At 43.5% G+C, this 13,080-nt stretch carries 15 protein-coding genes; 9 read left to right on the top strand and 6 right to left on the bottom strand.

Annotation, left to right across the window (positions count from 1 at the left end):
• Window positions 1-112 precede the first annotated feature (112 nt).
• The 3 genes from mltC to mutY all read right to left on the bottom strand — a co-directional run bounded on the left by mltC (window position 113) and on the right by mutY (window position 2,625).
• Entirely contained in the window at window positions 113-1,186 is a 1,074-nt protein-coding gene (mltC, locus tag ACSJJG_RS14000) for a membrane-bound lytic murein transglycosylase MltC (protein WP_481089745.1), read from the bottom strand.
• 99 nt (window positions 1,187-1,285) lie between these two features.
• Window positions 1,286-1,558 carry an oxidative damage protection protein gene (locus ACSJJG_RS13995; protein WP_047770725.1) on the bottom strand — a complete coding sequence of 91 codons (273 nt, stop codon included), beginning with the start codon at window positions 1,556-1,558 and terminating at the stop codon, window positions 1,286-1,288.
• 26 nt (window positions 1,559-1,584) lie between these two features.
• On the bottom strand, window positions 1,585-2,625 hold the full coding sequence (gene mutY, locus ACSJJG_RS13990) for an A/G-specific adenine glycosylase (protein ID WP_481089744.1): 1,041 nt from the start codon (window positions 2,623-2,625) through the stop codon (window positions 1,585-1,587).
• Between the two features lie 246 nt (window positions 2,626-2,871).
• Between mutY and trmB the strand changes: the two genes are divergently transcribed.
• The 7 genes from trmB (at window position 2,872) to ACSJJG_RS13955 (ending at window position 8,228) form a co-directional block, all read left to right on the top strand.
• Window positions 2,872-3,591 carry a tRNA (guanosine(46)-N7)-methyltransferase TrmB gene (gene trmB / locus ACSJJG_RS13985; protein WP_481089743.1) on the top strand — a complete coding sequence of 240 codons (720 nt, stop codon included), beginning with the start codon at window positions 2,872-2,874 and terminating at the stop codon, window positions 3,589-3,591.
• Window positions 3,591-3,917: a YggL family protein gene (locus ACSJJG_RS13980; RefSeq protein WP_481089742.1), complete on the top strand. Its 327-nt coding sequence runs from the start codon at window positions 3,591-3,593 to the stop codon at window positions 3,915-3,917. The genes trmB and ACSJJG_RS13980 overlap by 1 nt, the downstream gene beginning before the upstream one ends.
• Before the next feature lie 91 nt (window positions 3,918-4,008).
• Window positions 4,009-4,935, top strand: a complete 927-nt coding sequence (glsB, locus tag ACSJJG_RS13975) for a glutaminase B (RefSeq protein ID WP_481090447.1) — start codon at window positions 4,009-4,011, stop codon at window positions 4,933-4,935.
• 37 nt (window positions 4,936-4,972) lie between these two features.
• Window positions 4,973-5,710 carry a DUF2884 family protein gene (locus ACSJJG_RS13970; protein ID WP_481089741.1) on the top strand — a complete coding sequence of 246 codons (738 nt, stop codon included), beginning with the start codon at window positions 4,973-4,975 and terminating at the stop codon, window positions 5,708-5,710.
• 128 nt (window positions 5,711-5,838) lie between these two features.
• Entirely contained in the window at window positions 5,839-6,783 is a 945-nt protein-coding gene (locus tag ACSJJG_RS13965) for a siderophore ABC transporter substrate-binding protein (RefSeq protein ID WP_481089740.1), read from the top strand.
• 136 nt (window positions 6,784-6,919) lie between these two features.
• Window positions 6,920-7,408 (top strand): YbhB/YbcL family Raf kinase inhibitor-like protein, encoded by a 489-nt coding sequence (locus ACSJJG_RS13960; protein ID WP_481089739.1) that lies wholly within the window; start codon window positions 6,920-6,922, stop codon window positions 7,406-7,408.
• A 40-nt stretch (window positions 7,409-7,448) separates the two neighbouring features.
• On the top strand, window positions 7,449-8,228 hold the full coding sequence (locus ACSJJG_RS13955; protein WP_481089738.1) for an L-threonylcarbamoyladenylate synthase: 780 nt from the start codon (window positions 7,449-7,451) through the stop codon (window positions 8,226-8,228).
• Window positions 8,229-8,260: 32 nt separating this feature from the next.
• Here ACSJJG_RS13955 and ACSJJG_RS13950 read toward each other — a convergent pair whose 3' ends face one another.
• The gene (locus ACSJJG_RS13950) at window positions 8,261-9,229 is read right to left on the bottom strand and encodes a LysR family transcriptional regulator (protein WP_481089737.1); all 969 of its coding nucleotides are present in this window, start codon (window positions 9,227-9,229) and stop codon (window positions 8,261-8,263) included.
• A gap of 223 nt (window positions 9,230-9,452) precedes the next feature.
• Between ACSJJG_RS13950 and ACSJJG_RS13945 the strand changes: the two genes are divergently transcribed.
• The gene (locus ACSJJG_RS13945; protein ID WP_481089736.1) at window positions 9,453-10,751 is read left to right on the top strand and encodes a 3-isopropylmalate dehydratase large subunit; all 1,299 of its coding nucleotides are present in this window, start codon (window positions 9,453-9,455) and stop codon (window positions 10,749-10,751) included.
• A complete protein-coding gene (locus ACSJJG_RS13940) occupies window positions 10,748-11,299 on the top strand; it encodes a LeuD/DmdB family oxidoreductase small subunit (protein ID WP_481089735.1) in 552 nt (183 codons plus the stop codon). The genes ACSJJG_RS13945 and ACSJJG_RS13940 overlap by 4 nt, the downstream gene beginning before the upstream one ends.
• A 44-nt stretch (window positions 11,300-11,343) precedes the next feature.
• Here ACSJJG_RS13940 and hemW read toward each other — a convergent pair whose 3' ends face one another.
• Both hemW and ACSJJG_RS13930 read right to left on the bottom strand, forming a co-directional pair.
• Window positions 11,344-12,474, bottom strand: a complete 1,131-nt coding sequence (gene hemW, locus ACSJJG_RS13935) for a radical SAM family heme chaperone HemW (RefSeq protein ID WP_481089734.1) — start codon at window positions 12,472-12,474, stop codon at window positions 11,344-11,346.
• Window positions 12,467-13,060, bottom strand: a complete 594-nt coding sequence (locus ACSJJG_RS13930) for an XTP/dITP diphosphatase (RefSeq protein ID WP_481090446.1) — start codon at window positions 13,058-13,060, stop codon at window positions 12,467-12,469. The genes hemW and ACSJJG_RS13930 overlap by 8 nt, the downstream gene beginning before the upstream one ends.
• Between the last annotated feature and the right edge of the window lie 20 nt (window positions 13,061-13,080).

The following is a 13,080-nucleotide window of genomic DNA, read 5'->3' as shown; positions in this document are numbered from 1 at the left end:
TAAATTTATTCATATGCGTTTAAATCACACAATAAGCTATAAATCTAAACAAAATGGAGAGGGAATTACCTCTCCATCTGCTATTTTTTACTATCAACGAATCTGTTATTAATTATCTGCGATAGCTTTTCTGAGCATTGTTTACTTTCGGCAAATAGCGACGTGATTCAGCAGAAGGATGTTTATTGGCCAGGGTTGCATAAACATCACCCGGTGCCATTGAATTGATAATTTGAACCGCTTTCTTTTTATCATTGGAGAATATGCGCAATACGCTGCCGGCACCGCCATTGTAAGCTGTGATAACAGCATACCGACGTGAGGTAGCGTTTTTGATTTCCCCCAAGTATGTATTTTGCAATATTGATAGATAGGCTGTGCCGGTATCAATATTGTTCTCAGGATCGAAGAGATAATTGCGGCCAGGCTGGCCTGATTTTCCTTGCATCTTGAAAACATCTCGTCCGGCGGTGTGTTGCATTACTTGCATAAGCCCCAAGGCATCAGAGCGGCTGACGGCATAAGGGTTAAAACTGGATTCAGTCTGCATGATGGCAAGGATTAGAGATTCATCAACGCTATATTTGATGGAGGCTTTGCGCACAATAGGAAGATATTTATGGGCACGTTTATCCAAATGGTTAGGAACTAATTGGATAGTAACCGACCAAATAACGTGCAATCCCGATTGACGTTTTTGCAACTTATTCTGGAGTAGATAATTGGCAAAATGACGTGCGCGCCATTCCCAGCGAATGGGTTCACCCGTGTTATCCAAAATTTGTCCATATAGAAAAGGTTCTTTGCTGATCTGAACATCGTTTGCGTCGGAATAAAGATCAATAGTGCCAGGATCACCTCCCATCAGCAATGTCGTAACAATCGCTTTGCGTAAATGTTCAGTAGGCTCAATGGGGGAGATGGTTTCAATCGTAATATTTCCCGTCTCAAAATTGATATGGCTGCGGGTCTTATATTGATCTGTGTATTTAACGTAATCTTTTGGGCCTGCGATTAAAACTTCCTGCAATCCCCAAATATTTTCAATATTATGAGCAAATTGCCCCATCAAAATATCGAAACCATTGGTGTCTTTTATATATTCTTCGTTGTACTCAACGTCTTTTTTGCTTGAACAGGAAATTAAAAGTGGGGCGAGGAGGAGCAAAGCCAGCAGTCTTTTCATTTTACAATGCCGTTGGATATTCATGCTGTTGGATATTAAAGTTTCAATCAATGTTTAGAGCCATACAAAATGGCTCTTATTATACTACGAGTAGTAATATTATTGTTCTGGAGGTGTATAACCGTCGATTTTAATGTCATGTCCTTCAAACAGGAATTTCACCATCTCTTGTTCAAGCAGTTTGCGATCTTCTGGGTTCATGGTATTGAGTTTTTTTTCATTAATCAGCATGGTTTGTTTACTCATCCATTGTTGCCATGCTTCTTTTGAAATTTCATTGAAAATACGCTTGCCCAACTCCCCCGGATAAAGCTGAAAATCTTGGCCTTCCGCTTCTCGTTGTAAAAAAGTGCAAAAAATAGTTCTGCTCATAATTAATCCTCAAAATAGTGGGCAACTTAACCCAATTGTTGCAAAAGATACTCAACGGGAGCTGCCAATCCAATGGTTGCTGGCTGACGTAAGTTATACCAAAGTCCCTTACTTTCATCCATGCAGGAATCAAAAGTTAAAATATCGATTTTAATCGGAACGATATCTAAATGAAAATGGCTGAATGTGTGGCGAAATGCTGTCAGTTGTTCAAGTTTGCTGTGTGAGATACCTGAGTTTTCCAGCCATTGTTCCAGTGATATTTGATCAGCAAATTGTGGGAAAGCAAACAAACCACCCCAAATACCAGAAAGTGGGCGCTGCTCCAGCCAGACCATATTGCCATGTTGCATTAATAAAAAGTAGGCTGTTTTTTCAGGGATGCTCTGTTTGGGTTTTTTCCCCGGATAGTTTGCCCAACTGTGATTGGCGTAAGCGATACAACCCGTGTTAAGTGGGCAAATCTCACATTTTGGTTTGCTACGGGTGCAGACCATCGCGCCCAAGTCCATCATCGCCTGATTAAAATATTCGACACCTTGCTTGGGCGTCACGCGCGTGCTGATATCCCATAACTGGTTTTCAACTTCTTTTTTCCCCGGCCAGCCATCAATAGCGTAGCAGCGTGCCAAAACACGTTTCACGTTACCATCAAGAATAGGGAAATGCTTGCCTTGAGATAGTGAGAGAATAGCTCCGGCAGTTGAACGCCCTACACCGGGCAGAGCTACAACATCATCAAAGGTCGTCGGAAATTTGCCGCTGTGTAACGTGACAATCTGTTGTGCAGCCTTATGTAAGTTACGAGCACGCGCGTAATATCCCAAACCGGTCCATAAATGGAGAACCTCATCCAGTGGGGCAGCAGCCAAAGAAGAGACGTCGGGAAAACGTGAAATAAATTTTTGGAAATAGGGAATAACCGTCGCAACTTGAGTTTGTTGCAGCATCACCTCTGAAAGCCAGACGTGATAGGATGTTTTTTCCAATTGCCACGGCAGGGTTTTGCGGCCGTAGCGGTGATACCACTCAAGTACCAATTGTGAAAATTGTTCAGCTTCCATCATTAGAATAATTGTCTTTATATCTGGTAATTGTTTTGTGAGCGGGATTGCAACATAGTGTAACTTCAGTGTAAACCCGAACTTTGTTTCGAAGCACTTACGCAAACATAGCATTAAAGTTGTGCTTATGGACACTGAACTTGATAAACTCAGCCATCTTTGCATAATTGCGCTCTCTTTGGGCAATCCCGTGGTATATAAAGTCCCGGACGCCTGAAAAAAATGTCTTTAAAACTGACAGAAAGTACCATGATAAATAACGTAATTTCACCGGAATATAATGAAAATGGCAGGGCTTTGCGCCGTGTCCGCAGTTTTGTGCGTCGGCAGGGGAGGTTAACAAGTCGCCAGCAGCAAGCGCTTGATAATGTGTGGCCAAAGATGGGAGTGGACTATCAGGCAGAATTGTCTGATATGGAAGAGATCTTTGGCCGTGAAGCCCCTGTTGTGCTGGAAATCGGTTTTGGTATGGGGGCATCATTGGTCACAATGGCAAGCGAAAATCCAGATAAAAACTTTTGGGGAATCGAAGTTCATGCGCCGGGAGTTGGGGCTTGTTTGGCATTCGCAGAAGATGAAAATCTCAGTAATCTGCGAGTGATGTGCCATGATGCTATCGAAGTATTGAATAACATGATCCCAGATCAGAGCTTGGCAATGGTTCAGCTTTTCTTCCCTGATCCGTGGCATAAAGCGCGTCATAACAAACGTAGAATTGTGCAGCCTGAATTCGCCCAATTAGTTAAAAGTAAGCTGAAAATCGGTGGTGTCTTCCATATGGCGACCGACTGGCAGCCATATGCAGAGCATATGCTGGAGGTGATGAGTATCGCAGAAGGGTATCGCAACTTATCGGAAAACGGTGATTATGTGCCACGTCCTGAGTCGCGCCCGGTCACAAAATTTGAGACACGTGGTCAGCGGTTAGGTCATGGCGTATGGGATTTAATGTTTGAGAGGGTAAAATAATGGCTAAAAACCGTAGTCGTCGTCTGCGTAAAAAATTGCGTATTGATGAATTTCAGGAATTGGGTTTTTCAGTAAAGTGGAGTTTTCCGGCTGATACCTCCGTTGAGGTTGTTGATAGCACGGTTGATGCCTTAATTGAAGAACTGATCGAGCCAAATGGCCTTGCTCTGGATGCCAGCGGTTATTTGCAATGGGAAGGCATTATCTGCCTGCAAAAAATCGGCAAATGTACGGCAGAACATTGCCAGTTGGTTGAGAATTGGCTGAAAGATCGCGGTATGGAAGACGTTATCACATCAGAACTGTTTGATGTGTGGTGGGATTGATTCGCTGTTGCATAAGAAAAAGCGTATTACGTAAAAATAGCGCTGTATGCAGGGGTTCTTTAGGGACCCCTGTTTGTCTGGAGAAAAAGTGGTGAAGGTAAGGTTCTCTAATTCGTTGTTGGCAGATATCTTAGAAGAAGTACGCCCTTTGATTGGTCAAGGAAAAGTTGCAGGTTATATTCCTGCTTTGGCGGAAGTGCCGGCAAACAATTTGGCGATGGCCATTTGTACGGTAGATGGGCAGATTTTTACCGCAGGAGATGCAGAAAAACGCTTCTCCATCCAATCCATTTCTAAAGTGTTGAGCTTAACATTAGCGATGACACGTTATAAGGAAGAGGATATCTGGCAACGGGTGGGTACGGAACCTTCAGGACAGCCGTTTAACTCATTGGTACAGTTGGAGTTGGAAAAGGGAATTCCCCGCAACCCTTTTATTAATGCGGGAGCCTTGATTATTTGCGATATGCTGCAATCTCGTTTGAGTGCGCCTAAACATCGAATGCTGGAATTTGTCCGTAGCCTCACTGGGCAAAAAAATATTTCCTATGATGATATCGTTGCCCGTTCAGAAATGGAGCATTCAAGTCGCAATGCTGCGATAGCTTACCTGATGAAATCATTCGGTAACTTTGAGAATGATGTCATTACTGTTCTGCAAACATACTTTCAATACTGCGCTTTAAAAATGAATTGTGTTGAATTGGCTCAATGTTTTATTTATTTAGCCAACCAGGGACGAATGATGGGTTCCGGCCAACAAATTTTGAGCCTTCGGCAAACTCGCCAGATTAATGCGCTTATGTTGACATGTGGTATGTACGATGGTTCTGGCGAGTTTGCTTTCAGGATCGGTATGCCAGGGAAATCGGGTGTTGGTGGTGGCATTATCTGTGTGGTTCCGGGAGAATTTACGGTTGCGGTATGGTCGCCTGAATTGGATAAAGCCGGCAACTCATTGGCAGGTTGTGCAGCACTGGAGAAATTAGCCGGGCGTATTGGACGCTCTATCTTTTAACCTGTCAGTGTTTTAACCTTAGAAATCAGGAGAATGTATGTTACGCAGGATCACGATTGCGGCATCATTGTTATTTGCGTCTCAAGCCATTGTTACTCAGGCACAGGCGAGTTCTGAATGTCATGCGACGCTTAATGATGACATTATTGTCACACCAAATTCTGTCCAGATTACAGGGGCGAGTGGAAACTTAAAGATATTGCCTGATGGTTCCATAACCAGAGACGGTAAGGTGTTATCGCTGAATATAGAACAACGTAGCAAAGCCCAGCAATATCAACAGACGATCCGTCAGGATTTACCTTGGGTTAAGAAAGAAGCGCTAAGTCATTTGACGAATGCACGGCAGTCACTGGACAAAGTGGTAGTCGAAACGATGGGCAAGGAAAGTAATATTCGTAACCGTTTGTCTCAATTGGAATCTGGCCTCAGTAAACAAATCGATAAAATGATTGAAACCCGTGCGAATGGTTTTGCTTTTAATGCTCAGGCAGTCAAGCAGGTAGAACCTGAAGGCCGAAAACTGATTGAACAGAGCCTTGGTGGTATTTTGCAAGATAGCATTAACGAAATGAGCCGTAAAAATAGCGAACAAAATGGTGACGGCAAACAGATGCTAATGTCTCTCCTTGGGGGGTTAGGCGGCATGCAAAATGGTTTTGATGCAGAATGGAAAAAGCAGGAACAAGAATTAAAACGTTTAAAAGTGGAAGTATGTAGCAAAGCCAGTCAATTAGAACAACAGCGCATTAGTCTTATGAATGCGATTAAGTGAAATAGGCTACTTACCTTTAAAGTAAATAAGAATCAATATGAAATTGATTCTTATTTTGTTGACATATTAACGCTGCCACCTAGAATGCAAGTCACCTCTTATTGATAGGCTTAATTTAGGTGTAACTAATGAAAAAAATCCTGCCAATTGTTATTGCATCACTGCTTTCTGCTACCAGTTACTCTGCATTCAGTCAGTCACCAGAATTATTTACGCCAAATTCAGTGACGGCTCAGTCTGGTGATTATGTCACGGTAAAACATCTTTCCGGTGAAACTCAGGTTAAAAAGAATCCAAAACGGGTGGTTTTGTTCGATTTTGGAACGTACGATTCGATGGTGAAACTGGGATTGTCTGATCGGGTGATTGCATTACCCATTAATAATTTACCTGAATATGTGCGTAATGGTGTGCTTGCAACTATGCACAATGCCGGGGGAATGAAAGAGCCAAATTTGGAAAAATTAGCGGAAATCAAACCAGATTTGATTGTCATTACTGGTCGTCAAGGTGCTTTCTATGATCGTCTGTCACAAATAGCACCAACCATTGATTTAAGCATGGACAATAAAAATTACCAGTCATCCGTTGATAGTAATCTCAAATTGTTGGGTGAACTATTTAATAAGCAGGATACCGCGAAAGCCCAATTTGCTGATTTGGAAAAAACGATTGTAGCCGCTCAGGAAAAAGCGAAAGTAGCGAACAATAAAGTATTAGTATTACTGCATAATGCGGGTGAATTATATCCTAATAATCAGGCTATTGTTTATAATGTGATTAAAGCGCCTCGTGCTGTATTGCCGGCTAAATCGGACAAAGACAAAAGCCGGGCTGTGACGGCGGATATGATTGCACAAGCTAACCCTGATGTGATTTTTATTATCGACCGGAGTGAAGCCATTGGTGCAGGTAAGTTAGAAAAAGCGCAGTTTGAAAATGATCAAGTCAAATCAACTCATGCCTATAAAAACGGCAAGATAGTGTACTTACAGCCTGATCTCTGGTACTTGTCTGGTGGTGGTTTGGATAGCATGACGCGACAAATCAATGCAGTTGCTGATGTATTGTAAATTCGACTCACTTATTATTCCTAACCTGATATTGTTCCTAAATTGAAACAATCAAGTTAAATAATAACTTAGCCTTGCGGCACAGAAAATCTACGTTAGGATATTTCAAAAGGCATCCAAATGGGGGGACATAAGCATGATTATTAGTTCAACTGAATTTAAGAATAATGATTTCTTGAAAAAAGAGCATGAATTTAATCAATTTGATGGCAATGGTGATAACCGTTCCCCCAAAATTTCCTGGGCGGACGCACCAGCCGGAACCCAAAGTTTTGCGATTACTGTCTATGATCCTGATGCACCAACGGGTAGTGGCTTCTGGCATTGGGTCGCTTTCGATATTCCCGTTGAAACACAATCTTTACCTGCAAATGCCGGGCAAAGTGATGGTAGCCAATTACCAATCGGTACAATTCAGAGCAGAAATGATTATGGTCTGTTTGGGTTCGGTGGTTGTTGTCCGCCTGTGGGGGATAAAGCCCATCGCTATATTTTCACTGTACACGCCTTATCGGTAGAAAAACTACCGGGAGTTGATGCTGAAACAACCAATGCCGTTGCGCGTTTTATGATCCAAGCCAATACCTTGGCAACAGTTTCGATTACCGGCTACTACCAGCGTTAATCGATTAATAATTCTTCCGTTTCCAGTAAGGGGTATCAATATGAGCAGCAAAAAAATTCAATGGAACTATGGGTTACAGCCGGAAGCGGTAGAGATCCTTGCTAATAACGGCGGTATGATCGTCTGCCCAACTAAAGTTGGCTACATTATCATGACATCTGACGCACAAGGTCTGGAGCGTAAATTCGAAGCTAAACAGCGTAATCGTAACAAACCCGGTGTGGTTTTATGTGGTTCTTTGGAACAGTTGAAAGAGCTGGCTCAACTTAACGCGGAAATTGAAGAACTGTATCAAAGACATTGGGATGAAGACGTACTGTTAGGTTGTATTTTGCCGTGGAAAGAAGAAGCGATAGCCCGTATCCCAGATGATGGTTCTAAAGAACTGATGATGGATCAGCGTGGTACGAGCTGTTTCGTGATTAAATTTGGCAAGCCCGGTGAAATCCTGGCGAAAGAACTGTGGGAAAAATATGGTAAGTTCTCTTTTGCCAGCTCAGCTAATCCATCAGGTAAGGGTAATCGTGGCTTGGTTGAATGTATCGGTGAGAGGATAGAAGAGCGGGCTGATCTGATTATCTGCGCTAATGATTACGTTAAATCTATCCAGCCAAATGAAACTGAGCAAACCCGTTATGAACAAGGTGTTATGGTTTCAATGGTCGAGAACAATGGTCAATTAGTTCCGCTGCAACAAGGGCAGCGCGATATTACCCCGTGTCCGGTATTAATCCGCAAGGGATTGGATGTACATAAAATCATGGCGATGATGTCCGATATTTTCACTACCTGGGATTACCGTCACGGTAACTACTATTAATACTATTTAATAGTAACTCTTATTGATACCTCTTACAGATAATATCTTTGGCGGGTGCAGTTGTACCCGCATTGATATCTGTAGCTACGCTTTTTTCCGTTCTCCAAATCTTGCCTTAATTTGCGCTGCAAAGAATTTGCAAACTGTTGTACACGCGAAGATAACGTATTTTCTGATTTAAACAGTATCCATACCTGATAAATATCCATGCTCCATTCTGGGAGGATCCGTACTAATTTCCCTTCTGCCACAGCTTCATGGGTAACATAGTCGGGTAGATAGGCAATGCCAGCTCCAGCCAGAGCGGAACTCATTAACGCCACACTGTTATTGATGCGAAATCGGCTGCGTACTTCAATATCCAGCTTATTTCTTTCCTTACGGAATGGCAGGGAAATAGTATGCGCAGGGCCACGAAATAGCAGGTAATCGTAACGAGGAAGATCTTCGGGTTTCCCTATTGCGGAAAATTGGCTTATGTAATCTGGGGTTGCGTAAAGTCCCCAAGTAATATCAATTAAAGGCATGACAAGTGGGTATTGTGGCGTTTCACGCCCTATGATGATGGCAATATCGCATTGATCTTCTTCCATATTAATGGTTCGGTCGGTTAGTTCCAGATCAACGCTGATATGAATATTTCCGGCGATAAAGTGATTCAGGGCGGGCACAATACATTGGCTGCCAAAGGATACTGGAGCAATCAAGCGCAAACTTCCCATCGGTTGTTCATGGAAATTACGGATAAAATGTTCAGCATTTTGGGCTTCGGTAAGGAGCCGGTGGCAGTATTGGTAATAACTCATCCCGACTTCTGTCACTTGAATTTTGCGCGTAGTGCGGTTGAGCAATTGGGTGCCTAACCTTACTTCCAATTGTGCAATTTCACGGCTGACGGAAGATTTAGATAACCTTAACGATCGTGCTGTTTCAGTAAAACTCAGTGTCTCTACAACACGGGCAAAGACCACCATTGAGGTAAGATTCTCAATATTATTCATGTAATAACCTGATGATTTACGCGTGGGAACCACTCTATAACATATCACATAACCTATAGTGACGTGCCAAATTCAATGGATAAGAATTTCCCATTTTGTGAACAACTGTCCCATACTGGAAACAGTGAGCGATACAATGGTATTTCCTTACATTAAGGCGTCGTAATCTTGTTAGGATGACAATCTATTGAGTCTGTTTTTATCTTTCGGAGGGCAATGTGAGATGAGCCAAACTATTACACAAAAAATTCTTGCGCGGGCAAGCGGGCGAGCACAAGTCACTCCGGGTGAAGTGGTTTGGGCGAAAGTGGATATTCTGATGTCTCACGATCCCTGTACACCAGGTGTAGCCAGCGTATTTAAAAAGGAGTTCGGGCAAGATGCAAAGATATGGGACCCTGAACGCTTTATTTTGATCCCGGACCATTTTGTCTACTCGGCTGACTCACAAGCTAACCAGAACATTCGGGTTATGCGTGAATTTGCTGCTGAACAGAACATAAAATATTTTTATGACGTTGGAACGCCCAATTATAAAGGTGTATGCCATATAGGACTTGCAGAAGGAGGGCATATTCGCCCCGGAGAAGTGTTACTGGGTACAGACTCTCATACTGTGACCGCAGGTGCTTTTGGTGCATTTGCCATTGGGTTAGGTATTACTGATGCCGCTTATGCGTTAGGGACGGGAGAAATTCCGCTTAAGGTGCCAACAACCATTCGGGTCAATTTTACCGGAACCAAGCCAGCCCATGTTTTAGCTAAGGACATGATCTTATCTGTATTGTCAGAGTTAACCGTTGATGGTGCGACCTATCAGGCCATAGAATTTGGTGGTAACGTCATTGATGAGTTATCAGTAGAAGAGCGTATGACAATTTGCAATATGGTCGTTGAGTGTGGGGCGAAAAACGGCATTATGGTGCCCAATCAGGCGACTCTGGATTATCTGGCTGAACGCAATCATCTCCCGTTTGACATTGTCTACCCTGACGAGGATGCACAATATAGCCGTGTGTTAAATATTGATGTTTCCACGATGCAACCAAAGATTGCCAAACCCCATTCGCCGGATAACGTCGTTTCTATTGATCAGGTAGCTAATGTCGCCATTTCTCAGGCATATATTGGCTCTTGTACGGGGGGCAAGTTGGCGGATTTTGTTGCGGCAGCGCGCGTTATCAAAGGGCATAAAGTCGCCATCCCGACTTACGCTGTACCTGCAACAAAAGAAGTTTTCCATAAAACGATTACGACCCAAATCGATGGCGTTTCTGTCTACCAAATTTTAAGCGATGCAGGTGTGAAACTCTCCGCTGAATCAGGATGTGCCGCTTGTTGTGGTGGCCCGCTAGACACTTTTGGTCGTGTCAATGATCCCATATCAGTGATATCCACCACCAATCGTAATTTTGTCGGCAGAATGGGGCATAAACGTGCCAACATTTATCTTGCTTCCCCTTATTCTGTTGCCGCGGCAGCTATTACTGGTCAAATAACAAATCCTGAGGAATTTTTATGAGTGAGTTAAAGGACAATATCATTCGGGGTGAGGTGTATGTCTTGACCGATAATATTGATACTGACCAAATCCTCTCAGCCGAATATCTCAAGGTCAATCCTTCCACTCCAGAAGGGTATGCCCAATTGGCTTCACTGGCGATGTGTGGATTACCGGAAGGCTCACTGCCTTTTATTGATGAAAGTAAAGGAAAAGCGAAATATCCGATCATTGTGGCAGGGCAGAATTTTGGCTGTGGATCTTCGCGTGAACATGCTGTCGCCGCATTAGGTGCTTCAGGTGTGAAAGCGGTTCTTGCTCAATCTTATGCCCGTATATTCTTCCGAAATTGTGTATCAACCGGACAGTTATTGCCTGTTGCAGCCCAAGAACGCTTGTGTGACAAATTAGTCACGGGAGACAGTATTGAGATTGATATTGAAAACCAGACAGTCACTCTGCTGAAAGATGGTGAAAAATATCAAACCGATCCTATTGGTGAACTGGCCAATATTGTCTCTGCCGGCGGGTTATTTTCTTACGCCCGTGCGTCAGGCAGAATTAAATAATGTGAGAAAACTGCACCCCTTGAATTTTAAGGTGCAGTTTTTTCTTAAAGAAACAGCTCCAGTAAGGAATTCAGGAATAGTTTTCCGTGTTTAGTGATTTGCCAGTGTGTATCGCTTTCAGTGATATAACCTTTCGACAATGCTTCGTCAATTTGTGGACGAATGGCACCTTCCGGTAACCCAGTGAAATCACTGAAATCCTGACGTGGCATCGATTCCAGCAAGCGGAAACGGTTCATGAAAAATTCAAATGGACGATCTTTATTATCCACCTGATTTTGTTGATCCAAATAACGCCCTTGCATATAACCGCGTGGATGTTTGGTTTTCACGGTACGGAGAATACGCCCATCGGCAAACGAAATCTTGCCATGTGCGCCACAACCAATCCCCAAATAATCACCGAAACGCCAGTAATTGAGATTATGCTGACATTGATAACCCGGTTTGGCATAGGCCGAAGTCTCATATTGTTGATAACCTGCTTCCGTCAGTAATTGATGGCCTTGGGAAAAAATATCCCATAGCGCATCATCATCCGGTAAAACCGGGGGGCGAGAGCCAAAACGGGTATTGGGTTCAATCGTCAGTTGATACCAGGACAGATGGGGCGGAGATAGCTCGATAGCCTGACGCAAATCATTCAGTGCTTCATTGAGTGTCTGGTTAGGCAAGCCATGCATTAAATCCAGATTGAAACTGCGTAATCCGAGTCCGTCAGCCAATTGTGCAGCTCGTCTGGCCTCTTCCGGGCCATGAATACGCCCTAAACGGATAAGTTTATCTGAACCGAAACTTTGTACACCGATGGAAATGCGATTAATCCCCGCTTGCTGATAGGCACTGAAACGATCGGCTTCAACGGTTCCCGGATTGGCTTCCATGGTAATCTCTGCTTGTGGAGAGAGTGGCAATGCAGCCCTGACTCCATCAAGCAATCGTTGCATGCCTTCGGCGCTTAACAGGCTGGGGGTTCCTCCACCGATAAAAATCGTTGATATCTCACGCTCACCAATCATTGGCAGATCCGCCTGTAAATCTGCCAATAGATGATCGACATATTCTTGATGCGGCACATCCCCTTTTAAGGCATGTGAATTAAAGTCACAATAAGGGCATTTCTGCACGCACCACGGAATATGAATATAAAGACTCAGAGGTGGTAACTTAAGCATTACGCATGGCTTCCAACAACATTGCTAATGCTTTCCCACGGTGTGAAACGGCATTTTTTTGCTCACGAGTTAGTTCGGCTGCTGTACAGTCAAATTCAGGCGCATAAAAAACGGGATCATAACCAAAACCGCCTTTTCCGGCCGGTTCACGGGTAATCATGCCTGACCAGCGACCATGAAATACCAGAGGAGTAGGATCTTCTGCATGGCGTAAGAAGACCAGCACACAATTGAATTGAGCCTGACGCTGTTCATCAGGAATATCGTGCATAACTTGCAATAATTTTTCCAGATTCTCCTGATCAGAGGCATTGCTGCCCGCATAGCGAGCGGAATAAATACCTGGCGCACCACCTAATGCGTCAACAGATAACCCTGAATCGTCTGCAATTGCAGGTAACCCCGTCACGGCGGCGGCATGGCGCGCTTTGATGATTGCATTTTCGATAAAAGTGAGACCCGTTTCATCGGCTGAATCCACGCCTAATTCAGTTTGCGCCACGATATCTAAGCCAAAATCAGCCAATAAATCAGCCAATTCGCGTACCTTACCTGTATTTCCCGTGGCGAGAACAACTTTTTTCATTGCCATTTATTTAATTAACC

The sequence above is a fragment of the Xenorhabdus sp. SGI 60 genome, from assembly GCF_056632175.1.
Note: the sequence above shows the minus strand (reverse complement) of the source record. Positions and strands in the feature narration are given on the sequence as shown.